The sequence below is a fragment of the Streptomyces sp. RK9 genome (genome assembly GCF_045070545.1).
Taxonomy (GTDB): domain Bacteria; phylum Actinomycetota; class Actinomycetes; order Streptomycetales; family Streptomycetaceae; genus Streptomyces; species Streptomyces alboflavus.
The window spans coordinates 431,583-454,839 of the sequence record NZ_CP173703.1 but is presented as its reverse complement, the minus strand read 5'-3'; the positions used below and the strand labels follow the sequence as shown (position 1 = coordinate 454,839).

The following is a 23,257-nucleotide window of genomic DNA, read 5'->3' as shown; positions in this document are numbered from 1 at the left end:
CCGCCGGACGGCAATTTTCATCTCTTCCTCCCGCGCATCAACCTCTCGCGCCCGAGATGACTCTTCCTTGGCAACGGCCCTCGCCTTGACCAACTGACCAGAGGGCCAGAACAAGGAGGGGAACTGTGCGCACGCACAGATGGAGAAACGCCGCCCTTGCCACCGGCATGGCCGGAGTGCTCGCCGCCACCGGAGCGACCGCCATGGCCGAGACGGGCAGCGCCCCGGCCACGCCCCAGGTACCCGACCTGCGCGCCGACGTGAACCGCGACGGCAGCGTCGACGTCGAGGGCACCACCGACTCGGCCGGTGAGAACACCTGGACGGCGACCCGGGGCGCCGTCGTCCTGCCGAACGTCGACGACGACGCCAAGCGCTGTCCCGTCAAGGACGCGCAGGGCCGGCCCCTGACGGACGCCAAGCTGGCCCGCTGCAACGACGCGTCGGACACCAAGGTCAACGGCACGCGCGACGCCGCCGACCTGGCCCGGCTGAAGACCGTGCCGCTGCCCAAGACCCCGGCCGGCAGCCACGGCACCGCCAAGACGGTCGGCGCCGGTGCCAAGAAGTCCCGCCTCTTCATCAAGCGCGACGGCCGCTGGACCCTGCTGCGGCCCACCGACAAGCTCACCACCAAGGAGCTGCGCACCGGTGTCGAGCTGGGCGTCGAGGCGACCGACGTCGTACGCGACGCGGCGAAGTGGAACGGCGACGTGAAGGTCCGCTTCACCGTCACCGGCGGCGGCACGTCCCGCTCCGACGACGTCGTGCTGCGCACCGCCCCCGTCCTCACCCACCACCACCTGCAGCGCACCCAGGAAGTCCTCGTCACCGAGGTGCAGGGCCAGGGCCCCTACAGCCGCGCCCAGCAGAAGTTCGTCAAGGACCTCGCCAAGAAGGTGAAGGACGCCGGGGTCAGCAAGCCCATGACGAAGTTCACCAAGTACGCCGACCCGTGGGCGCAGGACTTCGTCGAGCCGGCCTACGCGAGCGTGCCGGGCCCGGGCGGCAAGCAGCACACCATGCGCGTCCTCATCCGCTCCGCGCAGCCCGACCGGGACGCCGGACGTGAGCTGTTCGAGAAGATGCGCGGACCGGACGTCGGCGTCGTGCAGGTCAACGGGGTGCGCGAGAGCGAGGAGTGGACGCTCAACTCCATGGGCAACCTGGAGACCATTCCGCCGTACACCCTGAACGGCAAGAGCTACCCCGCCGGACGCATCATCCAGGGCTACCGCGCCGACTCCGGCTCCAAGCCCGCCAAGGCGATGCGCACGTTCCTGAAGTCGCAGGGCGTGCAGGCGCCGCTGCTGCTCGACACGTCCTGGCTGACGGTCGGCCACGTGGACGAGTTCGTGCAGTTCCTGCCCGCGGACACCCCGCGCGGCTGGCGCATAGGCGTCGCCGACCCGGCCCTGGGTGTGGAGCTGCTCGCCAAGGCCAAGCGGGAAGGCCACGGCGCCAAGAAGATGTTCTCCGTGCCGAGTTCCCCCGACGTCCCGGCGCCCAAGGAGACCATCGACAAGGTCCTCGCCTCGTCGAAGTTCCACGCCGACAACAAGCTGGCGGCCGAGCGCATCAAGGCGAACCTCGACATCCTCAAGCGCGAGACCGGCATCACCGACGACGAGATCGTCAAGGTGCCCGGCCTGTTCACGCGCGACGGGGACGAGAGCAGCGCCCTCAGCGACAGCCGCAAGCTGCGCCGCATGGGCCCCGACCGGCTGCAGAAGTTCAACCAGCTGCGCGGCGCCGACGAGCAGCGGCAGGACAACGGCGGCGCCTCCGCACGCCAGGCCGCGCCCACCCGCACGCACAGCGCGTACGTGCCGGGCGCCGTCAACGGCGTCCTGCTGAGCCCGACGAGCTACCTGGCGCCCCAGCAGTGGGGTCCCGTCATCGGCGGCCGCGACATCTTCACCGACGCCGTGACCTCCGTGTACGCCAAGGCGGGCTTCAAGACGACGTACATCGACGACTGGTACACGTACCACCTCGGCATGGGCGAGGTGCACTGCGGCACCAACACGCTGCGCGACGCCACCGCGCCGTGGTGGCCCAAGGCGTAGGGCCGTTCTCCGCGGGACCGGCGCGCCACCACGGGCGCCGGTCCCGCCTCCGCGTCCAAAGGATCCGTAGCACGGGCGCCGGTCCCGCCTCTGCCGTCGGCGAATCTGCCGACGGCCGAGAAAGCGGCCGGTCCTCCTCTTCGCGATCCACAGTGGTCCCACCGACCGCACCACGACGAGGAGGCCCGAGATGACACCGCCGCGCACCGACTGGCCGACGCACCCGCGCGCCGAGGACGGGGACACCCCCGCCAACCGCTTCGACGACCAGCTGGCCGCCCAACTGCTCGGCCAGCGCATCGTGTTCCTCGGCACCCAGGTCGACGAGGTGTCCGCGAACCGCGTCTGCGCCCAGCTCCTGCTGCTGTCCGCCGAGGACCCGCGCACCGACATCAGCCTGTACATCAACAGCCCCGGCGGCGGCGTGCACGCCGGGCTCGCCATCTACGACACGATGCAGCTGATCCCCAACGACGTGTCCACCCTCGCCATGGGTTTCGCCGCCAGCATGGGCCAGTTCCTGCTCACCGTCGGCACCCCCGGCAAGCGGCACGCGCTGCCGAACGCGCGCATCATGATGCACCAGCCCTCGGCAGGCGTCGGCGGGACCACCGCCGACATCGCGATCCAGGCGGAGAACCTGGAGTTCACCAAGCGGACCATGGAGCGGATCACCGCGGAGCACACCGGGCAGTCCCCGGAGACCATCGCCCGCGACGGCGACCGCGACCGCTGGTTCACGGCCGAACAGGCCAAGGAGTACGGCATGGTCGACCACGTCGTGACGTCGCTCGCCGACGTCCGCCCGGCGGCCTCGAAGCGACGGATGGGGCTGTAGCGATGAACCACGCCACGCGGCACGGGGGCCTGCCCCCGATGACCATGAGCCAGTACACGATCCCGACCGTCGTCGAACGCACCCCGCAGGGCGAGCGCGCGTACGACGTCTACAGCCGGCTCCTGTCCGAGCGCATCATCTTCCTCGGCACCGAGATCGACGACGGCGTCGCCAACGTCGTCATCGCCCAGCTCCTCCACCTGGAGTCGGCCGCGCCGGAGCACGAGATCGCGCTCTACATCAACTCGCCCGGCGGCTCCGTCACCTCGCTCATGGCGATCTACGACACCATGACGTTCGTCGGCGCGCCGATCTCGACGTTCTGCGTCGGCCAGGCCGCCTCCACCGCGGCCGTGCTGCTCGCGGGCGGCGACCCCGGGCGGCGGTTCGTCCTGGAGCACGCCCGGGTGCTGCTCGGCCAGCCCGCGAGCGGCGGCCAGCAGGGCACCGTGTCGGACCTGAGCCTGCACGCCAAGGAGATGGTCCGGATCCGCGCCCAGGTGGAGGAGGTCCTCGCCCGGCACACCCACCACGACGTGGCGACGCTGCGCGCGGACACCGACCGGGACAAGGTGTTCACCGCCCACGAGGCGGTCGCCTACGGCCTCGCCGACGAGGTCGTCAGCCGCCGCCGGGCGGTGGCTGCCTGAGCGGTGCGCCCGCCGCGTACCGGCCGACGACCGGCTCCAGACAGTCGGCGAGGCCGGTGTGCGGCCCGGCGAGATCCGCCACCTCGGCCCGGGAGCCGACGAGCGCGATCCGGTCCAGCTCCGGCTCGCGGCCCCGGGCCGTCTCGGCGGCGACCAGCGCCGCGAAGCGCTCGCGCAGCACCGCCGCCGGGCGGGGCGGCGCGAGGAACAGGACACCGACGCCGCCGTGCGCCCCGCGCGTCACGAGCCACAGCCGGAGCGCTTCGGGCGCCGACTCGACGCTCGTCTCCTCGGCCAGCTCCCGGGAGGCGTGCCGGCGCAGCGCGGCCAGGTCGAGGACCTGGCCGTCGCCGGGCGGTTCCATGGATCCGCCCGGCAGCAGCCAGCGGCCGGGCGCGGACGTCCAGCGCGCCATCCTGCCCACGAGCAGGCGGCCGTCGCCGGTCGGCTGCACGACGTCGGTGAAGAGCGCGGGCAGGTGCGCGGTGGCACCGGGGACCCGCCGCAGCGCGTAGCGCCGGTACGTGGTCCTCGCCCAGGTGAGGACCACGCCGTGCGGCCCCTCCCGGGTCAGCCCCGCGCACGCCGCCACCGGCCCGTCGAAGAGGCTCGGGTTGGCCCGGACCGCCTCGTCCCAGACGCGGTCCATGGCGAGCCGCTCCCACGGCGGCGGCTCGGGCGCGGGTGTCTCCACGAGACGGAGACGGTGTACGTCCAGGAGCTCGACGCCGGGCGGGGGAGGCGTCGGGCCGACCGGCACCGCGGGCACCCCTTGCCTAGGCGGCGAGCTGGAGCCGGGCCTGGTGCGAGCCCTGGTTCGTGGTGCCGTGGGGCGCCGCGAGCGGGGTGGTGACGATGGACACCGCGCGCTGCTGGGGTGCCGCGGCCGGGCGCTGGGCGGCCGTCGCGGCCCGCTGGTCCCGGGAGCGCGGGCGGCGGGCGGCGACGAGCAGTTCGCCGTGGGCCAGCGCGAGGAGGTCGGCGAGGTCGAGGCCCAGCGCGGCGGCCGCCGCGGCGAGCACTTCGGAGGACGCCTCCTTGCGGCCGCGCTCCACCTCGGAGAGGTACGGCACCGAGATCCGGGCCGCGTCGGCGACGTCCTTCAGGGTGCGCTCCTGGGCGCGGCGTTCGCGGCGCAGGACGTTTCCGACGAGGTGGCGCCACAGGGGCTCTTTGGGGGCGGGGCCGGGGGCGGTGGGTGCGGCGGCGGGTGCGGGCGCGGCGGCCGGGGCGGTGGCTCCCGGCGCGGTGGCCTCGGCGTCCCGGGCCTGGCGCGTGGGGCGCGCGGGCCGCAGGGGGATGACGCGGGCGGCGGCCCGGCCCGCCCGGTGCGGAGGGCTCGTCGGATTCGTCGGGTTCGTCGCGTGGCTGCTCACGGCTTCAGGCTAGGAGCGGTGTTCCCGCCGTGGTCGGCGTTCTGCCGATGGCGTAGCGCGTTCTGCCGAGGGCGAAGTCCGGTGCGGGCTCGGGGTGTGGCCGAGCCGGACAGGGGGACGTGTCCGGCCGCCGTACTCCGGAGCGCGCAGCCGGGAACCTAATCAATTGCCCCGCGCGTTGAAGCGGTTGGCGCCCCGCGCGCCCACCGCACACCGACCTCGCACCGACTCGACGTAACGACCGCTCAGCTACCGACCGCTCCCGGACGACCAGCTCACCCACGAACCACCTGTCCGCACACCACCTGTCCGCACACCGACCGCCGCCGACCAGACGCCGCCCCGGCACCGACTCGACCAGGAGGCCCCGCGTGCCGTATCGCACCCGGTCGGCCAGGCTGGCCGCGTCGCTCCTCTCGGCCGTCGTCGCCGTCCTTGCGTTCGCCGTGCCGTCCCGCGCCGCGAGCGCGGCCACGGGGCCCGCCGTCCAGGCCTGGACGGCCGCGGCCCAGTCGAGCGGTCCGCACTCCACCAACTCCCCGGGCCAGCAACGCCCCAGGGCGCACGGCCCGTACGCCTCGTCCGGCCAGGACACCCCGCGCGCCGTCCACGCGACCGTCGCGCACCTCCACCAGGCCCACGTCCCGCACCCGCCGTACTTCGGCGCCACCGGTGCCACCGCCGACCGCGCGCCGCTGCGGGCCCTCGGCGGACCGGACGCACGGCCGGGCACCTCCACACCGTCCCCGCGGTTCGCGGACGCCGCGCCCGAGCCGCGCGGACCCCCGGCCCGACAGAGCTGACGACACCTCACCGGACGCCGCCCGACAGGCCGGACCCGCCGGGGCACGAGCCTGCCCCGCGCCCGGACCGGTCCCCGGGGCCGTCCCCCTTCGTCATGCCCTCCTCGCGAACCTCACGGGCCCGTGGATCCCACGCACCCGTGAACGACGCGAGCTCATGGACCTCACGGACCCATGGACCGCCCGGACCGACCGGCCTCACCGCCGCCTGGCCCCGGCCCCCACGGGTCCCCGTGGATGTGGAGAACTCCCATGCCCCGCGCACCCATGTGGCGGGCGATCGTCGCGCTCGTCGCCGTCGCCGCCTCGCTGTACCTCGCCCTCACCCAGTCACCACGCCTCGGCCTCGACCTCAGAGGCGGCACGCAGATCGTCCTGCAGACCAAGGACTCACCCACCGTCGAAGCCGACGCCGACTCCACCCGCAGGGCCCTGGAGGTCCTGCGGCAGCGCGTGGACGCACTCGGCGTGTCCGAGCCGAGCCTCGCGCAGGCCGGGGACCGGCGGATCGTCGTCGAACTTCCGGGGGTGCGCGACCCACGCGAGGCCTCCGAGGTGATCGGCCGCACCGCGCAGCTGACTGTGCACCCGGTGACCGGCGAGACCGACCGGAAGGGATCCGGCAGGACCGCCGCCGACGGCTCCCGCACCCTGCCCGACCCCGACCGGCCCGGCGGCCACCTCGTGCTCGGCCCGACCGCGCTCACCGGCGAGGGCGTCAAGAACGCCGAGGCGGTCTTCGACCAGCAGTCCATGAACGGCTGGCAGGTCACGCTCGACTTCCGCGGCAAGGCGGGCGGCGACTGGGCGCGCGTCACCGGCGAGGCCGCGTGCGCGCCGCAGGGCGCGCCCGAACGGCGCGTCGCCATCGTCCTCGACGGGAAGGTCATCTCGGCCCCCGGCGTGAACGCGGACGTCCGCTGCGGGGCCGGCATCACCGGCGGCAGCACCCAGATCACCGGCGGGTTCGACGAGGACGAGGCCAAGGACCTGGCCGCGCTCGTCAAGGGCGGCGCCCTGCCGGTGCCCGTCGACGTCGTCGAACAGCGCACCGTCGGCCCCACGCTCGGCGCCGAGGCCATCGCCGCGAGCACCCAGGCCGCGCTCATCGGCCTCGCCCTGACCGCCCTGTTCATCACCTTCGTCTACCGGCTCCTCGGCGCGCTCGCCACCGTGGCGCTCGCCCTGTACGGACTCATGTCGTACGCGGCCCTGCTCGCGATCGGCGCCACGCTGACGCTGCCGGGGCTCGCCGGGTTCGTGCTGGCGATCGGCATGGCGGTCGACGCCAACGTGCTGGTCTTCGAACGCGCCAGGGAGGAGTACCTCGGCGCCCGCGCCACCAACCCGGACGCCCGCGACCGGGGCGCGGGGGCCAGAAGCCTCCCCAAGGCCCTGCACACCGGTTTCACCAAGGCCTGGAGCGCCGTCATCGACTCCAACGTGACGACGCTGCTCGCCGCGGGGCTGCTGTTCACCTTCGCCACCGGCCCGGTGAAGGGCTTCGGCGTGACGCTGTCCATCGGTGTCCTGGTGTCGATGGTGTCGGCGTTCGTCGTCACGCGGGTGCTCGCCGAGACCGCCGTGCGCCGCGGCTTCGTGCGGCGCCGCCCGCACCTCACCGGCCTCGCCACCACGGGCCGGCTGCGCACCCTCCTCGCACGCCGCGAGCCGCAGATCGTGCGCCACCGGCGCCGCTGGCTCGGCGCGAGCTCCCTGCTCGTCGTCGTGGCCGTCGCGGGCATCGCGCTGCGCGGCCTCGACCTGGGCGTCGAGTTCACCGGCGGGCGCCTCGTCGAGTACAGCACCAGCAAGCAGGTCGACGCCGACACCGCCCGCAAGGCCGTCGCCGACGCCGGGTTCCCGCGCGCGGTCGTGCAGGAGTCCGGCTCGGACGACATCACCGTACGCACCGGCGACCTCAGCGACGCCGAACAGGAGAAGATCAAGGAGGCCCTGGCCGAGAAGGGCGGCGGGCAGGCCACCGTCGAACGTGACGAGCGCATCGGCCCGAGCCTCGGCGACGAGCTGCGCCAGAAGGCGCTCATCGCGCTCGGCATCGCCGTGGCCGCCCAACTCATCTATCTCACCGTCCGGTTCCGCTGGACGTTCGCGTCGGCTGCCGTCGCCGCGATGGTCCACGACGTGCTGCTGGTGGTCGGCCTGTTCGCCTGGCTCGGCAAGACCGTCGACAGCGTCTTCCTCGCGGCCGTGCTCACCGTGATCGGCTACTCCGTCAACGACACGGTGGTCGTCTTCGACCGCATCCGCGAGGCCCGCCGCCGCGACCCCCGCGCCGACCTGGCCGGAACAGCCAACACCGCCGTGATCCGCACCCTCCCGCGCACGGTCAACACCGGCATGGGCGCCCTGTTCGTCCTGGCCGCCCTCGCCGTCCTCGGCGGCGACTCCCTCGCCGACTTCTCGGTGGCCCTCATCGCCGGCGTCATCGTGGGCGTGGCGTCGACGGTCTCCGTGGCGGTTCCGGTGGCGGTGTCCCTGGAGCGCCGCAACCCGGCCGCACCGCGAGGGCGGTCGACACCGCACAAGCAGGACCGACCCGCCAGCCCGCTGGAGGCCCGACGCCGACAGCGCGGAACGGGCGCGGTGGTCTGATCCCTCGACGGAAAGCCGTGGCCCGGGCCCTCTGCCCGAGCCACGGCTCCGTCCTCGACCGCCGGACCGGCGTCTTCCCCCGGCCCGTCCGGCGACGAGGTGCCCGGCGCCGCCCTCCCCCCGGCAGGGCGGCACCGGCGAGCGGTGGTCAGACGTCCGAACAGGGGGCCTGCGGGCCCGCGGCGGTCGTGACGTCGCTGATGACGATCCGGTGGTCCCGGTTCACCGTTCCCAGCATGCAGTTCCGGGAGTTGATGCCTCGGTGGAGGATGTAGTCGAACTTCCTGGGCACGTTGACATAGGTCGACTTGCACCGGGCGTCCGGGCGACCGCCGTTCCATCGGCAGAACGGATCCACGTCACGGAACGCGGCATCCCAGATCGGTTTCATCTCGGGGTAGGACGGCTGGGCGTTCAAGTCACCGCCGGCCAGCACCCGCCCGTGCCCGCGAGCGGCACCCAGCAGTTCCCTGATCTGCGCGGCCCTCAGATCGCGCGCGCCCCCGTCGCTGAGGTGCGTGTTGAAAACCTGGACCCGTTGGCCTGCAAGGCGGGTGGAGAACGTCTGGTAGGCACGGGCCTCGCTCCACTCGCCCTGGGCGTACTCCTTGTGGCGATAGCCCTGGAACGGGGTGCCCTTGGCGTACAGCACAGAGAGGCCAAGCGGACTCCATCCGTCGCAGCCGAAGTTGATGATGCCCGGTCCGTGCTTGAAGCTGTACTCCATTTCGTCCTGCTTGAGCAGCTTCACAGCCTTCTGTACTTCCGTCCTGCACGACTCCTGCAGGACGACCACGCGCGGCTTGAAGCGCTTGATGTGTTGGGCGAGGTTCTCGGGTGTGCCGTTCTGCTGGCCGTTGGAGTTCCACGACATGATCCTGTTCGGCACCACGCGCGTCGACGCTTCGCCGACGCCGCCGGAATCCGTCCGCGTGGAACCGGCCTGCGCGGGCGTGACGGCTCCCGAGGTCGCCAGCAAGGCGATCAGTCCGGCGTTCGCGGCGAGGACAGCCCTGCCGCGGCTTGTTCTGGTCATGGGTCCCCCTGTCGTAGGTCTGTCCTGGGTCTGCGTCCACTGTCCGCCGCGGTCCTGCAACGAACCTTGGGCAAACGTTGAAGCGGCAGCTGGGAGCCGGTGCGAGGTTCCGGTCGTGGAACGAAGGCAGGGGCACCGCGGTGACACGCACCGGACTCGGTGGGAGGGACGGGAGAGTCGACTTGTTTCGGGCTGGTCCGAAACGACCGGCGGTGGAAAGACTCTCGCGGTGACCTTGCGGATCCACTTCACGGCGGAGGACCTCACCCGCACGCGCATGGCCTCCGGAGTCCGTCCGCTCCTCGAGCTGTCGATCGGTATCCGGCTGCTGCAGGAGACGACGCATCCGGTGCGCTTCACCGCCTGGCGGCATCTGGCCGACGCCGTGGAGTACGCGCACCAGGAGTTCATCGCTCCCTACTGGCCCCGGATCGAGCAACTGCACGGCGCTGACCGGGCCCTGCGGGTGCAGCAGGTGGCTGACCACGGAGTGGAGCGTCTGCTGAGCGACCTCAACCCGCGCTACCTCACATGGGCGCCGCCCGTCCTGCACATGACCACGGCCTCAGGCCGGGACGGCGACATCACCCTCGGTGGCCGTGGCCTGCTCCTGATCCCGACGGTCTTCGGAGCCCACTACCCCGCCTTCGACTGCCCGGACGGCGGGCAGCCCTGGATCACCTTCCCGATCCGGGACGGCTTCCGCTCCGCTCTGGCCCCCGGCGCGCTCACCGCAGGCGCACTGACCGAGGTACCGACGTCGTTGCGCGCCCTGCTCGGGCGCACCCGCGCCACCGTGCTCTGCGTCATGGCCGAGTACTCCGGCCGCACCATCGGTCAGCTGGCGGCGCACGCCCGCATCTCCCCGGCCGGCGCCGGCGAACACGCGAGCGTCCTGCGCAACGCCGGCCTGGCCGCCCTCACCCGTGAGGGCAAGCGGGCGCTGCACACCTTGAGCCCCGCGGACGCGTGCCGCCCCGGTGGCGCAGCGGCGGCACGCGTCGGTCAGCGGTGCACGCCGTGCCTCAGCGCGCCACCCGCCACGTCACCGACCCCTTGAGGAGCTTGCGCAGCTCCGGGGCGCGGACCGCGCGGGTCGGGTCCGTGGCTCGCACGGTGACCTTGTGGGCGCGGCCGTCGGCGGGGACGCCCAGGGCCTTCGGCGTGATGGAGCGGGCGTCGACGCCCTTCTTGACGGAGCGTCCGTCGACGGACCAGCGCAGGCGCACGCCCTCGGCGGCGAGGACCTTGACGCGCTGGCCGCGCCGGACCTCCTTGTCCGTGGGCGTGACCGCGGAGACGGTCGAGCCGTGCCGGTGGAAGCCCGCGATCATGGCCTCGCGTCCGGGTGAGTTGAACTCCCGGCCGAGGGTGCGCATGATCGAGTTGTCCGTCGGACGGTACAGGCCGCGCGGGTAGTAGCCGCCGCCCTCGTACGCGCCGACGGTGCCGCCGTCGGGCGACGACTGGCCGATCCAGCGGTACCACTTCTTCTTCTGCGCGGTGAGCTGGGCGGCGGTCAGCTTGCTGATGTTGGACTCCCACGGCTCGGCGCCCGTGTACGTGCCGTACTCCTCGTACACGTACTCGTCCGCGAGCTTGCCCAGCGAGTGCCCCGTCTCGTGCACGACGACCTGCGAGGACTGCTCGTTGTCGGAGGAGGCGGTGGCGATGCCGTCGTAGCCGGACGGCGAGGTGATGTCGTTGTAGCCCGCGCCGCCGTACTTGGTGGAGTTCGACAGCACGATCACCAGGTCGGGGTCGGCTGCCTTGCTCGCGTACGCCTCCACTTTGTTGGTGTCGACGCACAGCAGCCGCTCGATGCCGTCGCAGTAGAAGGCCGAGCCGAGGGCGGTGTCCTTGCGGACGTTGCTCGTCGGGTCGCCCGAGACGCCCGACTGCCGCGAGTGGGCGTCCACCGCCCACACGTTGAAGAGGTTCTTGTACGAGGCGTACGGCTCGACGGCCGAGACCTCCGCCCACTTCGTGCGCACGTCGGCGTGGAAGTCCTCCTGCTGGGAGGCGGTGTAGCCGTCGCCGACGAAGACGACGTCGGCCTTGGAGCCGACCGGGCCGTTCTGCACGATCGGGACGACGGTGCCGTCGTCCGCGGCGGCCTTGCGCTCCTTGGCGGTGAGCGGGTCGGGGGCGGGCACCTCGGTGTGCCGGGGGTGGCCGGCCGGGCCGGTGAAGTACTCCACGTGCTGGGTGGATTCGGCGCCGCTCCGGGCGGAGGGCGCATCGGGTTCCGCGGTCGCGCCCGCGGTCGCGGCGAGGGTCGCCGCCAGGGCGATCCCGGCGGCCGTGGCTATCTTGAGCGGCGTACGTCTGGCTATGCCGGACTTGCGTCTGCGCATGGTGGGGGTCCTTCCGAAGTCCGCCGTGTAAGTGGCGAGTTAAAGCCGTTTAAGGCGTCGCTCAACGTAGGGGCTTCGGGGGCGTCAGGCAATGGTGAGGCGCAAGATGTCTATGAGACAGGTCAGTTCACGCCAGGGGAGGAGAGGCCGGGAGCGTCGGGAGCGGTGTCCCGCGCGACCGGAACGCCCGCTCAGCGGACAGCGGTTCCTGGTGGCCGTACCCTTGACAGATACCTGAATTCCCTCCGGCATCTATGCATGACCGCCGTCATCGACTTAGCTCAGGACCTGACCTATGGAAGGGGAGAGGTGGCGGAGAACAGTCCCGAGGCCGCCCGGTCCGACGAAGCCGTCGAAATCGGCCGCCGCGTGCTGAGGCTGCGTACCGAACAAGGCCTCACACAGCGCCAGGTGGCCGAACCCGCCTACACGGCCGCGTACGTCTCCACGCTGGAGTCGGGCAAGGTGCGCCCCTCGGAGGCCGCCCTGCGGCACCTCGCCGGACGGCTCGGCGTCGGCTACGAAGAGCTGGTCACGGGCCGCCCCGCCCGCCTGGCCACGGACCTGCGGCTGCGCCTGACCGACGCCCGGCGCGCCCTCGCCACCGGCGCCCCCGAGGACGCGGCGGCGCTGTTCCGCGCCCTGCACGAGGAGGCCGTGGCGCACGGCCTGGCCGAGGAGCAGGCCGCGGCCCTGCAAGGACTCGGCGACTGCCTGCTCGAATCCGGCGAACTCACCGACGCCCGCGACTGCTTCGCCGCCGCCGAGCGCCTCCTCGCCGACCAGCCGCTGCCCGTGCGCGTCCCCGCCATCCGCGGCCGCGCCACCGCCCACCTCCTGACCGGCGAACTGCGCTACTCCTGCTACCTGCTGGAAACCACCCTCGACGAACTCAACGCCTCAGGCCTGCACGACCCCGACGCCCTGCTGCTCCTCTACACGGCGTCCATCGCGCCCTACATGGACATGGGCGCGCACGCCCGCGCCGCGCACGCCGCCGAGCTCGCCCTCGCGCTCGCCCCGAGCGTCAGCGATCCGGCCCTGGTGGCCCATATGCACCGCGGCGTCGCCCGCACCCTCATCGCCGAGGGCCGCACCGCGGAGGCCGACGCGTCCCTCGCCAAGGCCCAGGAGCTCTACCGACACCTGCACATCCGCACCGAACTCGCCCACTGCCACTGGATGCGCGGCTACGTCCACGCCCAGGACGGCGACCTGGACGGCGCCGAGAGCGAGCTGCGCACCGCCCGCGACATGCTCGCGTCCAAGCGCGCCGCCCTGTTCACCGTGCAGGTCGAGGTCGAACTCGCGGACGTGCTGCGGCGGCGCGGCAAGGCCGGCGAGGCGGAGGCGCTGCTGCGGCCCCTGCTCACCTCCGGCGAGGACGGGGGAGCCCTCGGCGCCGAGCGCGGCGCCGTGCACGCGGGCGGCGCCCACCGGCTGCTCGGCCTGATCGCCGAGGAGCGCGGCGACACCGACAGCGCTGAGGAGCACTACTGCGCCGCCCTCTCGCTCCTGGAACGCTCCAGCGCGGCGGGCGACCTGGCCGACCTGTGCCGCCTCCTGGGAGACCTGCTGCGCCGCACCGGCCGCGTCGAGGCCGCCCTCGACGCCTACCGCACCGGCCTCGGCCACCGTGCGGCCCCCGGCACCACGACCCTCGGCCCGGCCCCGGCGACGCCCCCGATGTGACGCCCGGCCGCCTCAGCCGCCCTGCTCGCGATGCTCCCGGGTTTTCTGATACTCCCGGTCGTCCACCGGCGCGTCCGGGAGCTGCGCCTCCAGGGATTCCCGATAGCGAACGCAGCCGCGCAGGAAACGCGGCCACGGCGGGACCGCCACCGCGGGCTCGACCCGCTCCGGCAGCAGGTCCCACAGCTGCGGGTGGTGCCAGCACAGATCGTGCCCGGAGCTGTCGCGATGCCTGCGGACGGCCGCCCGTAGGCTCCGCACCTCGGCTTCCAGCTCGTCGCGGGTGAGCTCGCGCAGGTCCTCGTCCAGGTCCATGGCCGCACCCTAGGGCGCGGTACGCCCGCCGTACACGACCCGCACCGCGGACATCACCCGCGCGGTGCCCCGGGCACGCGGGCCACACCCACGTAGAAGCCGCTCGGCTCGCGCTGCGGCGCGGGCCCGTCCTTGAACCACTCGGTGGCGGTCACCAGGCCGGGCTCGACGAGGTCCAGGCCGTCGAAGAAGCGCTCGACCTCGGCGCGCTCGCGCATGCGCAGCGGCACCTGGCCCTCCTTGTAGGCGGTCGAGACGGACTCCTTGAGCTGCGGGTGCTCGTCCGCGGTGCCGTGCGAGAACATCAGGTGGCTGCCGGGCGGCAGGGCGTCGATGAGCGTGCGCGTGAGTCCGTACGGATCCTCGGCGTCCATGATGAAGTGCATCAGCGCGATCAGGGAGAGCGCGACGGGCCTGTCGAAGTCCAGGAAGCCGCGGGCGTGTTCGAGGATCGCGCCCGGCTCGCGGACGTCGGCCTGGATGTAGGTGGTGGCGCCCTCGGGCGTGCTGACAAGGAGGGCCTCGGCGTGCCGCAGCACGATCGGGTCGTTGTCGGCGTACGCGACGCGGGCGGCGGGCGTGATCGCCTGCACGATCTGGTGCAGGTTCGGCTCCGTCGGGATGCCGGTGCCGATGTCCAGGAACTGGTCGACGCCCTGTCCTGCCAGCCAGGCCGCGGCGCGCCGCATGAAGGCACGGTTGCGCCGCGCGTTCTCCCGGGCCTGCGGCGGCAGCTTCTGCGCCAGCTCCTGGTCGACCAGGTAGTTGTCCTTGCCCCCGAGCAGCCAGTCGTAGACCCGCGCCGGATGCGGCTTGCTGGTGTCGATCACGTGGGGTTCGGATGCTGCCGTCATACGTGACTCCAGTGCGGGTGGGGCCGTCGGGGGCCGCGGCGCGGATGATCAGGATAATGCCGGCGCGCGGGCAGTGGTGTGACGGGAGTTCGGGTGCCGAACGGGCGCGTGAGCGAGGGGGCGGGGCGGCGGCGATGCCGGGGTCACGGCTGTTCGGGCGTGTCCTGTACGGCGCCCAGGGTCGAGGCGGCCAGGGCGTCGCCCTCGGTGAAGTCGCCGGGCGGGATGCCGGGGTGGTGGCCGCCGGGCGCGGTGTCGGGCGGGGCCGTCGGGTCGAGGGTCAGGCGCGAGACGATGCGGTAGCGGTCGCCCCGGTAGAGGGAGTGGACGTACTCCACCGGCTGGTCGGCCGCGTCCGTGGTGAGACGTTCGAACAGCAGGGCCGGGGACAGCTCGGGCACGTCCAGGAGGCGTGCCTCGGAGCGGGTGACGACGGTCGGCTCGATCGTCTGCGTCGCCTCGTGCACCCGTACGCCGTGCCGCTCGCGCAGGTGCGCGTACAGGTCGCCGGACTCCAGCTCGCGCGCGGTGAGGCCCGGCACCAGATCCGCCTTGAGGTGCAGGTGCTCGACGGCCATCGGCGTGCCGTCGACGAGCCGAAGGCGCGCCACGTACACGATCCGCCCGGCCGGCGACATCCGCAGCCTGCGGCCCACGCGGGCGCCGGCCGGGACGGTGGTGAACTCCAGGAGGCGGCTCGACCAGGCGCCCGCCGCCTGCGGCACCGACAGTGTCGCGCGGCCCGAGACCAGCTCCTGGGTGATCTTCTCCGGCGCGACGAACATGCCCCGGCCGTGCTCCCGGACGAGCAGGCCCGCCGCGACGAGCTCGTCGACCGCGGCCCGCAGCGTCGGCCGGGACACGCCGAGGCGGGCGCACAGGGTGCGCTCGGAGGGGATGCCGTCGCCGGCCTGCCGGGACTCGATGAGTTCCAGGACGAAGTCGCGCACACGCTCCCGCTTGAGCACCGTCCCCGGTGCGTCGGTCTCCATGACGTCCTCCGTCACCTCGCTGGTCAGGTGAAGTGTAGCCATGAGATCGGTGTGCGGAACCTGTCAACTCGGTAGAGGGGTCGGTGAGTTGGGGCCGAAGCGGGCTCGCGCGTCCAGGGTTGACGGGTCCCTGGTGCCGTGCCACCTTCGTTCACCGGCAAGAGGTCAGCTGACCAGTTGCCCAACTGGTCAGTTCGAGGGTCGTCGGACCGGCACGCCGACCCGACCGGTTTCCCCCCACCTGTTCCGGAGAGGAACGCCCCGCCATGACCAAGCACTTGACGCCCGCCCCTGCCCGGCGCCCACGTCGCCGTGCCGCCGCCCTGGCCTGCGCGCTCGGCTGCGCCGCCCTCGCCGTCCTGCCCGCCGCCGCGTCCGCCGCCGACGCTCCGCGGGCCGACTCGAGCACCGCGGCCGACGCGGTCCTGTTCGACGACTTCTCCTACACCGCCCACGACGACCCGCGTGTGTCCGCGCACGGCTGGAGCGTCCGCGCCGACTCCGGCGGCCCCGGGGTGCCCGGCGCCTCCTGGGTGCCGCGGAACATCACGTTCTCGTCAGCCGGCGGCGGCACCGTCATGGACCTGGAGACGAGGACCGCGGGCACCGCCGCGAGCACCGAGCAGACCGAGATCCTCACCCGCTCGGCCAAGTTCAGGAACGGCACCTACGCGGCCCGCGTGAAGTTCAGCGACGCCCCCGCGTCCGGCCCCGACGGCGACCGCGTCGTGCAGACGTTCTTCACCATCAACGACCTCAAGGCCCCGATGGCGGACGACTACTCCGAGTACGACTTCGAGTACCTGCCCAACGGCGGCTGGGGCGAGCCCGGCAACATCCTCTACACGACGTCCTGGGAGACCTACGATCCGGACCCCTGGCAGGCCGTCAACCAGCACACCGAGCGCCGCGAGAGCTTCGCGGGCTGGCACGACCTGGTCCTCACCATCGACGACCGCGCCATCACGTACTACGTCGACGGTCGGCACTTCGCCACCCACGACGCCGCGTACCTCCCCGAGCGCCCCATGTCGATCAACTTCAACCAGTGGCTGATCGACCTCGCGGGCCAGCCCGGTACCCAGCCCCGCTCCTACCACCAGCAGGTCGACTACGTCCTCCACGTCAAGGACCAGGTCCTCACCCCGGCCGAGGCCGCCCAGCGGGTCGCGGCGTACCGGGCCTCGGGCACGGCGTTCGCGGACACGGTGCCGACGCCGTAGCGCGCACGCGCTCCGCCCGGCGCGCACCGGGCGGCCCCGCCCACGAGTACCGGGCGGGGCCGCCCAGCCCTCGTGTCACCTCCGCCAGAACAGGTGGTGCGTCATGCCGCTCGGGCTGGTCACGACCTCCGTCGTGCGGCGAGGCGCCGCACACCACTACGTCGAACGGGGCGTGGCCGGATCGACAGCCGCGCACAACTTTTTCCTAGGCGCCTCGGGAGCAGACCCTCCCGAAGGCCCCGGAAGGTGAAATGGACTGACGGCAAACGACGTTAATCAGCCGTTGTCGTGACGGTGAATTCCGCCGATTCACAGAGCCCTCGACGCCTCTATTTCCGGCATTGAAAACGGTCACCGATGCAGCCTTTGCGGACTTCGCCGATCTGCGCTTGACTGCCGTGCGTCGGACGCCGAGACCAGCTGGGGGGACCTTCCTGTGGGGCACGCTCACACGCACCACGACGGGCACGATCACCAGGCAGGAGGCCATGGCGGGCACAGCCACGGCGTCTCCGCCGACGCCGACAGGCGCTGGCTCTCACTGGCGCTTGTATTGATTGGCGTTTTCATTTCGGTGGAGACGGCGATCGCTTTCATATCCGGCTCGCTCGCGCTTCTGTCCGACGCCGTCCACATGCTCACGGACGCTTTCTCCATCATCCTCGCCCTGGTCGCGATGCGGCTGGCCGCGCGGCCCGCGAAGGGCACGTACACATTCGGGCTCAAGCGCGTCGAGATACTCTCCGCGCAGGCCAACGGCCTCACCCTGCTGCTCGCCGCGGTGTGGCTCGCGTACGAGGCCGTCGTGCGGCTCCTGCACCCGCCGGAGGTCACCGGCTGGATGGTCCTCGCCACCGCGCTCACCGGCGTCGCCGTGAACCTCGCGGCGACCTGGTGCCTGTCCAAGGCCAACCGGTCCTCGCTGAACGTCGAGGGCGCGTACCAGCACATCCTCAACGACCTGTTCGCGTTCATCGGGACCGCCATCGCCGGTGTCGTCGTCATGACCACCGGCTTCGCCCGCGCCGACACCATCGCCACGCTGTTCGTCGTCGTCCTCATGGTCAAGGCGGGCTGCGGGCTGCTGCGCGACTCCGGCCGCATCCTGCTCGAAGCGGCTCCCGCCGGCCTGGACCCCGACGCCATCGGCGACCGGCTCGCCGCCGCGCCCGCGGTGGCGGAGGTCCACGACCTGCACATCTGGACCATCACCTCCGGCGAACCCGCCCTGTCCGCCCACGTCCTCGTCCACCCGGGCGGCGACTGCCACGCCGTGCGCCGCGACCTCGACCAGGTCCTCGCCGAGACGTACGGCCTCACCCACACCACGCTCCAGATCGACCACGAGGACGACGCCCCGCACCCCGCCGCCGCGTCGCCGTCCCCGGCGACCGTCGGCGCACCGACGCCGCACCGACGCCGCACTGCGCCAACGGCCACGGCCCCACGCACCGGCGCGAACCGCACGCCCACTGAGGGGACGAGGGGAGCCCGGCCTGCTCAGACGTGCAGTTCGGGCGGCAGGCCGGTCCAGCGGAGCTCGGGCGGCAGATGCCCGGTGTCGTTGTAGAGGAGCAGGGACGCCGGGCGGCCGGGCGCGTAACGGATCACGGTGAGGCCCGCGTTGGTGTGGTTCAGGCCGAGCCAGCGCCACGCGGGCGCGTCGAGCGCGGCGCGCACCAGCCAGCCGATGAGGAAGTTGTGGGTGACCACCAGCTCGTGGCGGGGTGTGTCGCCCTCGACGGGGCCGGTGAACCGGTCGAGGGCCGCCTGCGCGAGGGCGGGGCCTCCTTCCCGCTCGTCCGCGGGGAAGGCGGCGAGCCGGTCGAGCACGGCGGCCGCCGATTCCTGCGGCAACTCGTCCCGGGCCGGCACGTGCGGGACGTAGTCCCCGGCGGCGTCGGACAACGTGACCGGGACGTCCGGGAGTTGGGCGTGGACGAGGCCCGCCGTCTGCGTGGCGCGCGGCAAGGGGCCGTGGGTGATCTCTGCCAGCGGGGTGTCGCGCAGGCGCTCGCCGAGGAGGACGGCCTGGCGGCGGCCGCGGTCGGTGAGTTCGGACTCGTCCGGGGACGCCTCGCCGTGTCGGGCGAGAGAGAGGTAGCGCGCGGCGGTCGCGGTCATCGAGGTGCTCCAGGGCGGTGGACGAAGGCGGCTTCGGCGGGGGTCACGGGGCCGAGACCAGCAGGTGGACGGCCAGGGCGACGATAAGGGAGCTGGACGCCAGCGCCGTGCCGAGGCGGCCGCGGCGCCCCGTGAGGGCGCGGCCGACCAGTGCGCCGCCCCCGGCGAGCAGCAGTTGCCAGCTCGCGGACGCGGCGAACGCGGCGAGGGTGAACACGGCCTGGCCCAGGCGGTCAGGCGTCGCGTCGGTCTGGCTGCCGACGACGAGCGCGGCGAAGTAGATCACGGTCATGGGGTTGAGCAGCGTGAGCGCGAGGAGGCTCGTGTACGCCCGGGCGGGTGTCACCGGCTTCTCGTCGCTCCGCCCGGCCGTGTGCGGCCGGCGGTACGCGGCGAGGGCCTGCGCGGCCGAGCGCAGCGCCAGGGCGATGAGGACGCCCGCGGACACCCAGCGCAGCGGGCCGATGAGCGGGAGGACGACGGGAGCAGCGGCGGCGCCCGCGACCGTGGCGACCAGCGCGTACACGCCGTCGGCCGTGGCCACCCCGAGCGCCGCGCAGGCGCCGGTCCGCAGCGAGGTGCGCGCGGTCAGCGCCATCAGGTGGGCCGCGACCGCGCCCACCGGGACGGCGATGCCGTACCCGGCGAGGAGGCCCGCGACCAGATGCCCGGTCACCGTCGGGGCGGTGTCGGTCCCCACGGTCGGCCGGACTGCTGCTGCCGCGCCACCGGACGACCGGTGGAGGCGGACGGCAGCGGGGCGGCGGTGGGCGTGCTCAGGGGCACGCGCGGGATGAACGGCATGGGGCGATCGTGTGGCGCGGATCGCTGTGCGGGCAACCGAATTTGTGCGGCCGCCACGGTCGCGTGCGGGGCGGCCGGAGCCCCCGGCACCCAGTGGGGGGGCGGCGGTGTGTCCGACGGCACCCAGTGGGTGTGTCGGCGGCGTTTCCGACGGCACCCGACGCGCCTCGCTCCGGCGCACCTGGCGCGATCCCGCCCGCTTTGCCCGCGCTCCCTTGACATCCGCCCGCGCCGCCACGACGCTCCATCTCGCTCGTGTTAACGCTAACACCGGGCCGGGACACACCCGGGAAAGCACCTGGGGGGCCACCCATGTCAGGCCGCACGCCCAGCACGCCCAGCACAGCGAGTTCACCTGGTACGCCGAGCACGTGCGCCACGCCCACTGTCACCCGCCGCACCCTCCTCACCGCGACCGCCGCGTCCGCCGCCGCGATCGGCCCTCTCGCCACCGCCTGCGGCACCGCCTCTGGCCAGCCCGCGGGGAAGGTCGCCGTGTTCGGGGACAGCGCGGCCTGGTCGGCGCCGATGGCCGCGGCGGGGGCCGCCATGAAGTCGGTCGCGGGGCTGCGGCTCGTCCCGGAGGTGAACCCCTCGCTTGAGGCGTTCGAGCAGGTGGTGAAGTCCTCGCTGCGGACGAGGAAGACCCCGGACCTGCTCAAGTACTGGTCCGGCTACCGGCTCCAGGACCTGGCCCGCACCGGCGGCATCGCCGACCTGACCGACCAGTGGGACACCGCTGTCGGCCGGGGCTGGGCCGACCGGTCCCTGCGGGCGGCGTTCACCCACCGCGGCCGGGTGTACGGGCTGCCGATGAACCTCGCGTACTGGGTGTTCTTCTACAACCCCGAGGTGTTCGCCGAGCACGGCCTGAAACCCCCGGCGACCTGGGCCGACTTCCTCGCCGCCGCCGACCGCCTGAAGAGGAACGAGGTCACCCCGCTGCACGGCACGGCCGACGGACGCTGGCCCTCGTTCATCTGGTTCCAGGAGATCCTCAGCCGCCAGGACCCCCAGTTCTACGACGACTTGATGAACGGCCGCGCGAAGTACACCGACCCTCGCGCCGAGCGTGCGCTGCGCACCCTTGCCGGATTCTTCGACAAGGACTGGTTCACGCCGATGGACATGAACCACGTCGACGCCTCCGCGGCCGTCGTGCACGGCAAGGTCGGCATGCTGCCGTGCGGCACCTGGCTCGGCTCGATGCTGACCGCCGGGGGCGGCAGGCCCGGCAAGAACTACGCGGCGTTCGTGCTGCCCATGGCGGAGCCCTCGGCCCGGCCCGCCGTCATCTTCGAGTCCAGCGCCCTGGTCGCCACCGTCAAGGGCCCCGACCGCACCGAGGCCCTGAAGGCCACCAGGAACTGGCTGCACCCCGCCGTCCTCAAGGCGTTCTCGCACGCCCTCCAGGACGGCTGCCCCAATCCGCGGGTGCCCGCCGCCAACCCCGTCATCGCCTCGCTGGCCAAGAAGGTGCGCGGCGAACGGCTGCGGCTGCTCAACCGGTTCTGGGAGCAGGGCCCGCCCGAGCTGGTCGAGGCGACCGTCGACGACCTCGCGGGCTTCCTCCTGAACCCGTCCTCGTACCGGAAGGTGCTGCGCACCATGCAGGAGCGCGCCGACGAGGCCTGGAAGGTGTGGCGGGAGGCGGCGCGGACATGACCGACACCACCACGCCCGCGCCCGCCGCGGCGACGGCGGCCAAGGCGCACCGCGCCCGCCGCCGGATCCCCACCCGCACGCCCCACCAGGCCGTCCGCGCCGGTGCCCGTCGCGGCGGACCCCTGGCCGCGCTGCCGTGGGCGCTGCCCGCCTTCGCCTTCGTCGGCGTCCTGCTGGTGTACCCGTTCCTCCGCAGCGTGTACGGCAGCTTCTTCGAGGACAACGGGTTCACGAGCAGCTACACCGGCATCGACAACTACACCCGGCTCGCCGACGACCCCGTCTTCGGGCGGTCGCTGCTCAACACCCTGATGTGGGTGGCGGGGACGCTGCTCCTGCCGGTGCTCCTCGGCCTGCTGATCGCGGTCGTCACGCACCGGAGCCGGTTCGGGGGCGTCGCGCGGCTCGTCATCGTGCTGCCGTTCGCGATCTCGGCCGCCGCGACGGCCGTGCTGTGGAACTTCATGCTGACGTCCGACGGCGCCGTCAACCAGTTCCTGCGCGGGGTCGGCCTCGACTCCTGGGCGCATGCCTGGCTCCTGGAGTGGCCGCAGAACACGCTCGCCCTGATCGTCGCGTCCACCTGGCAGGCGACCGGCATCAACGTCGTGCTCTTCGCCATCGGCCTGCGCGCCATTCCCCGGGACACCGTCGAGGCCGCCCGGCTGGACGGGGCGAGCGGCTGGCGGATGTTCCGGTACATCACGCTTCCGCAGCTGAGGGCGGTGACCGTCGTGGTCGTGGGCATGGCCGTGGTGAACAGCCTGAAGGCGTTCGACATGATCTGGATCCTCACCAAGGGCGGCCCCTCGCGGTCCTCGGAGACCCTCGCCCTGACCATGTACCGCGAGGCCTTCCGCCTCTTCCACGTGGGCTACGGCTCGGCGATCGCCCTGGTCCTCTCCGTGATCGTCGTCGCCTCGTCCTGGGCGTACCTGCGCCGCCAGATGCCCGACACCGGCTGGGCGAAGGCCTGAGGAGGGGGCGGCCGTGGGACGCGTCGTACGTCATCTCTTCGTCACCGGCTGCGTGGTGCTGTGGCTGGTCCCGCTGTACCTGCTCGTCGTCAACGCGCTGACGCCGTCCGCCGCGTACGAGGGCAGGCCCGACTGGACCTTCCAGGGGTTCGACTTCGTCGACAACGTCCGGACCGCCTGGACCGAGGCGGGCATCGGGGACAGCTTCCAGGCCTCGCTCCTGTACTCCGTCGTGTGCGGTCTTCTCGCCGTGCTCGTCGCCGCGATGGCGGCCTTCGCCGTCGTCGTCCTGCCCATCCCCAGGCCCGCGTTCTGGTTCTGGCTGATCTACTCCGGGACGCTGTTCCCGCTCCAGATCTTCCTCGCGCCGCTCTTCGGCCTGTACGCCGACGCCAACCTGTACGACACCAGGCTCGGCCTGATGCTCGTCTACGTCGCCTGGGCGATCCCCTTCGCCTTCTTCCTGATCCGCAATCAGATGACCACGATGCCACCGGAGTTGACGGAGGCCGCGCTGATCGACGGGGCGTCCTTCGGGCGGATCTTCTGGCAGATCCATGTGCCGCTGATGCGGGCGGGGCTCGGCGCCGCCTTCATCTTCCAGTTCACCGCCGTCTGGAACGACCTGCTGCTCGGCATCACCCTCAGCCGCAGCGCCGACGTTCAGCCCGTCATGGCCGCCCTCACCACCCTCAACAACGCCTACTCCTCCGCGGGCCCGCCCGTGATCCTCGCGGGCGCGCTGATCGTGTCCGCGCCCACCCTGCTGCTCTTCCTGGTGTTCCGCGGCCTGTTCCTGCGCGGCATCACCGCCTCCGCCCGCTGACCCACGACCACCCGGCACCACACCGCCGACCGCCCCGGGA

General features: G+C 72.7%; 20 protein-coding genes and 1 pseudogene. 12 read left to right on the top strand and 9 right to left on the bottom strand.

The annotated features are described in order from the left end of the window. The first annotated feature begins 167 nt into the window (after positions 1-167). From AB6L24_RS02000 to AB6L24_RS01990, 3 genes are all read left to right on the top strand, one after another. Positions 168-2,069 carry a protein-arginine deiminase domain-containing protein gene (locus AB6L24_RS02000; RefSeq protein WP_405657004.1) on the top strand — a complete coding sequence of 634 codons (1,902 nt, stop codon included), beginning with the start codon at positions 168-170 and terminating at the stop codon, positions 2,067-2,069. Between the two features lie 190 nt (positions 2,070-2,259). Further along, entirely contained in the window at positions 2,260-2,907 is a 648-nt protein-coding gene (locus AB6L24_RS01995) for an ATP-dependent Clp protease proteolytic subunit (RefSeq protein WP_405651297.1), read from the top strand. Positions 2,908-2,951: 44 nt separating this feature from the next. Then, positions 2,952-3,557, top strand: coding sequence for a ClpP family protease (locus tag AB6L24_RS01990; protein WP_030356926.1), 606 nt, complete (start codon positions 2,952-2,954; stop codon positions 3,555-3,557). Here the strand turns inward: AB6L24_RS01990 and AB6L24_RS01985 are convergent. Beyond that, positions 3,529-4,251 (bottom strand): NUDIX hydrolase, encoded by a 723-nt coding sequence (locus AB6L24_RS01985; protein ID WP_405651294.1) that lies wholly within the window; start codon positions 4,249-4,251, stop codon positions 3,529-3,531. The genes AB6L24_RS01990 and AB6L24_RS01985 overlap by 29 nt on opposite strands. Positions 4,252-4,333: 82 nt before the next feature. Further along, positions 4,334-4,858, bottom strand: coding sequence for a helix-turn-helix domain-containing protein (locus tag AB6L24_RS01980; RefSeq protein ID WP_405657003.1), 525 nt, complete (start codon positions 4,856-4,858; stop codon positions 4,334-4,336). Positions 4,859-5,304: 446 nt separating this feature from the next. On the opposite strand from AB6L24_RS01980, the gene AB6L24_RS01975 reads away from it, so the two are divergent. Continuing rightward, the gene (locus AB6L24_RS01975; RefSeq protein WP_405651291.1) at positions 5,305-5,736 is read left to right on the top strand and encodes a hypothetical protein; all 432 of its coding nucleotides are present in this window, start codon (positions 5,305-5,307) and stop codon (positions 5,734-5,736) included. Between the two features lie 252 nt (positions 5,737-5,988). Beyond that, positions 5,989-8,352, top strand: coding sequence for a protein translocase subunit SecD (gene secD / locus AB6L24_RS01970; RefSeq protein WP_405651288.1), 2,364 nt, complete (start codon positions 5,989-5,991; stop codon positions 8,350-8,352). A 148-nt stretch (positions 8,353-8,500) separates the two neighbouring features. On the opposite strand, the gene AB6L24_RS01965 is transcribed toward secD, so the two are convergent. Next, positions 8,501-9,388, bottom strand: coding sequence for an endonuclease/exonuclease/phosphatase family protein (locus AB6L24_RS01965; RefSeq protein WP_405651285.1), 888 nt, complete (start codon positions 9,386-9,388; stop codon positions 8,501-8,503). Between the two features lie 229 nt (positions 9,389-9,617). Between AB6L24_RS01965 and AB6L24_RS01960 the strand changes: the two genes are divergently transcribed. Continuing rightward, complete coding sequence (locus AB6L24_RS01960) at positions 9,618-10,448, top strand: ArsR/SmtB family transcription factor (RefSeq protein WP_405651282.1); 831 nt, start codon at positions 9,618-9,620, stop codon at positions 10,446-10,448. On the opposite strand, the gene AB6L24_RS01955 is transcribed toward AB6L24_RS01960, so the two are convergent. Further along, positions 10,414-11,745: a M64 family metallopeptidase gene (locus AB6L24_RS01955; protein ID WP_405651279.1), complete on the bottom strand. Its 1,332-nt coding sequence runs from the start codon at positions 11,743-11,745 to the stop codon at positions 10,414-10,416. The genes AB6L24_RS01960 and AB6L24_RS01955 overlap by 35 nt on opposite strands. A 258-nt stretch (positions 11,746-12,003) precedes the next feature. On the opposite strand from AB6L24_RS01955, the gene AB6L24_RS01950 reads away from it, so the two are divergent. Next, entirely contained in the window at positions 12,004-13,437 is a 1,434-nt protein-coding gene (locus tag AB6L24_RS01950) for a tetratricopeptide repeat protein (RefSeq protein ID WP_405651277.1), read from the top strand. A 12-nt stretch (positions 13,438-13,449) separates the two neighbouring features. On the opposite strand, the gene AB6L24_RS01945 is transcribed toward AB6L24_RS01950, so the two are convergent. The 3 genes from AB6L24_RS01945 to AB6L24_RS01935 all read right to left on the bottom strand — a co-directional run bounded on the left by AB6L24_RS01945 (position 13,450) and on the right by AB6L24_RS01935 (position 15,598). Beyond that, positions 13,450-13,752 carry a hypothetical protein gene (locus AB6L24_RS01945; protein ID WP_405651274.1) on the bottom strand — a complete coding sequence of 101 codons (303 nt, stop codon included), beginning with the start codon at positions 13,750-13,752 and terminating at the stop codon, positions 13,450-13,452. 53 nt (positions 13,753-13,805) lie between these two features. Further along, positions 13,806-14,606: an SAM-dependent methyltransferase gene (locus tag AB6L24_RS01940; RefSeq protein ID WP_405651271.1), complete on the bottom strand. Its 801-nt coding sequence runs from the start codon at positions 14,604-14,606 to the stop codon at positions 13,806-13,808. Between the two features lie 143 nt (positions 14,607-14,749). Further along, on the bottom strand, positions 14,750-15,598 hold the full coding sequence (locus tag AB6L24_RS01935; protein WP_405657002.1) for a GntR family transcriptional regulator: 849 nt from the start codon (positions 15,596-15,598) through the stop codon (positions 14,750-14,752). A 422-nt stretch (positions 15,599-16,020) separates the two neighbouring features. On the opposite strand from AB6L24_RS01935, the pseudogene AB6L24_RS01930 reads away from it, so the two are divergent. Together AB6L24_RS01930 and AB6L24_RS01925 are read left to right on the top strand one after the other, a co-directional pair. Continuing rightward, positions 16,021-16,821, top strand: a pseudogene (locus AB6L24_RS01930) (glycoside hydrolase family 16 protein); the annotation flags it as partial. 436 nt (positions 16,822-17,257) lie between these two features. Further along, entirely contained in the window at positions 17,258-18,391 is a 1,134-nt protein-coding gene (locus AB6L24_RS01925) for a cation diffusion facilitator family transporter (protein WP_405651268.1), read from the top strand. On the opposite strand, the gene AB6L24_RS01920 is transcribed toward AB6L24_RS01925, so the two are convergent. Next, positions 18,322-18,945, bottom strand: coding sequence for a histidine phosphatase family protein (locus AB6L24_RS01920; protein WP_405651265.1), 624 nt, complete (start codon positions 18,943-18,945; stop codon positions 18,322-18,324). The genes AB6L24_RS01925 and AB6L24_RS01920 overlap by 70 nt on opposite strands. Before the next feature lie 43 nt (positions 18,946-18,988). Then, the gene (locus AB6L24_RS01915) at positions 18,989-19,645 is read right to left on the bottom strand and encodes a LysE family transporter (RefSeq protein ID WP_405651262.1); all 657 of its coding nucleotides are present in this window, start codon (positions 19,643-19,645) and stop codon (positions 18,989-18,991) included. Between the two features lie 416 nt (positions 19,646-20,061). Between AB6L24_RS01915 and AB6L24_RS01910 the strand changes: the two genes are divergently transcribed. From AB6L24_RS01910 to AB6L24_RS01900, 3 genes are read left to right on the top strand one after another with little or no spacing between them, the layout of a single operon-like run. After that, the gene (locus AB6L24_RS01910) at positions 20,062-21,414 is read left to right on the top strand and encodes an ABC transporter substrate-binding protein (RefSeq protein WP_405651259.1); all 1,353 of its coding nucleotides are present in this window, start codon (positions 20,062-20,064) and stop codon (positions 21,412-21,414) included. Then, positions 21,411-22,391, top strand: a complete 981-nt coding sequence (locus AB6L24_RS01905; protein ID WP_405651256.1) for a carbohydrate ABC transporter permease — start codon at positions 21,411-21,413, stop codon at positions 22,389-22,391. Before AB6L24_RS01910 ends, AB6L24_RS01905 begins: the two co-directional genes overlap by 4 nt. 13 nt (positions 22,392-22,404) lie before the next feature. Beyond that, complete coding sequence (locus AB6L24_RS01900) at positions 22,405-23,217, top strand: carbohydrate ABC transporter permease (RefSeq protein WP_405651253.1); 813 nt, start codon at positions 22,405-22,407, stop codon at positions 23,215-23,217. The last annotated feature ends 40 nt before the right edge of the window (positions 23,218-23,257 follow it).

Bases quoted from the DNA above. Each gene is read 5' to 3' on its own strand.
- AB6L24_RS01995 (WP_405651297.1), top strand. From the start codon at position 2,260: ATGACACCGCCGCGCACCGACTGGCCGACGCACCCGCGCGCCGAGGAC.
- AB6L24_RS01910 (WP_405651259.1), top strand. From the start codon at position 20,062: ATGTCAGGCCGCACGCCCAGCACGCCCAGCACAGCGAGTTCACCTGGT.
- secD (WP_405651288.1), top strand. From the start codon at position 5,989: ATGCCCCGCGCACCCATGTGGCGGGCGATCGTCGCGCTCGTCGCCGTC.
- AB6L24_RS01945 (WP_405651274.1), bottom strand. From the start codon at position 13,752: ATGGACCTGGACGAGGACCTGCGCGAGCTCACCCGCGACGAGCTGGAA.
- AB6L24_RS01990 (WP_030356926.1), top strand. From the start codon at position 2,952: ATGAGCCAGTACACGATCCCGACCGTCGTCGAACGCACCCCGCAGGGC.
- AB6L24_RS01935 (WP_405657002.1), bottom strand. From the start codon at position 15,598: ATGGAGACCGACGCACCGGGGACGGTGCTCAAGCGGGAGCGTGTGCGC.
- AB6L24_RS01940 (WP_405651271.1), bottom strand. From the start codon at position 14,606: ATGACGGCAGCATCCGAACCCCACGTGATCGACACCAGCAAGCCGCAT.
- AB6L24_RS01955 (WP_405651279.1), bottom strand. From the start codon at position 11,745: ATGCGCAGACGCAAGTCCGGCATAGCCAGACGTACGCCGCTCAAGATA.
- AB6L24_RS01905 (WP_405651256.1), top strand. From the start codon at position 21,411: ATGACCGACACCACCACGCCCGCGCCCGCCGCGGCGACGGCGGCCAAG.
- AB6L24_RS02000 (WP_405657004.1), top strand. From the start codon at position 168: ATGGCCGGAGTGCTCGCCGCCACCGGAGCGACCGCCATGGCCGAGACG.
- AB6L24_RS01920 (WP_405651265.1), bottom strand. From the start codon at position 18,945: ATGACCGCGACCGCCGCGCGCTACCTCTCTCTCGCCCGACACGGCGAG.
- AB6L24_RS01965 (WP_405651285.1), bottom strand. From the start codon at position 9,388: ATGACCAGAACAAGCCGCGGCAGGGCTGTCCTCGCCGCGAACGCCGGA.
- AB6L24_RS01950 (WP_405651277.1), top strand. From the start codon at position 12,004: ATGACCGCCGTCATCGACTTAGCTCAGGACCTGACCTATGGAAGGGGA.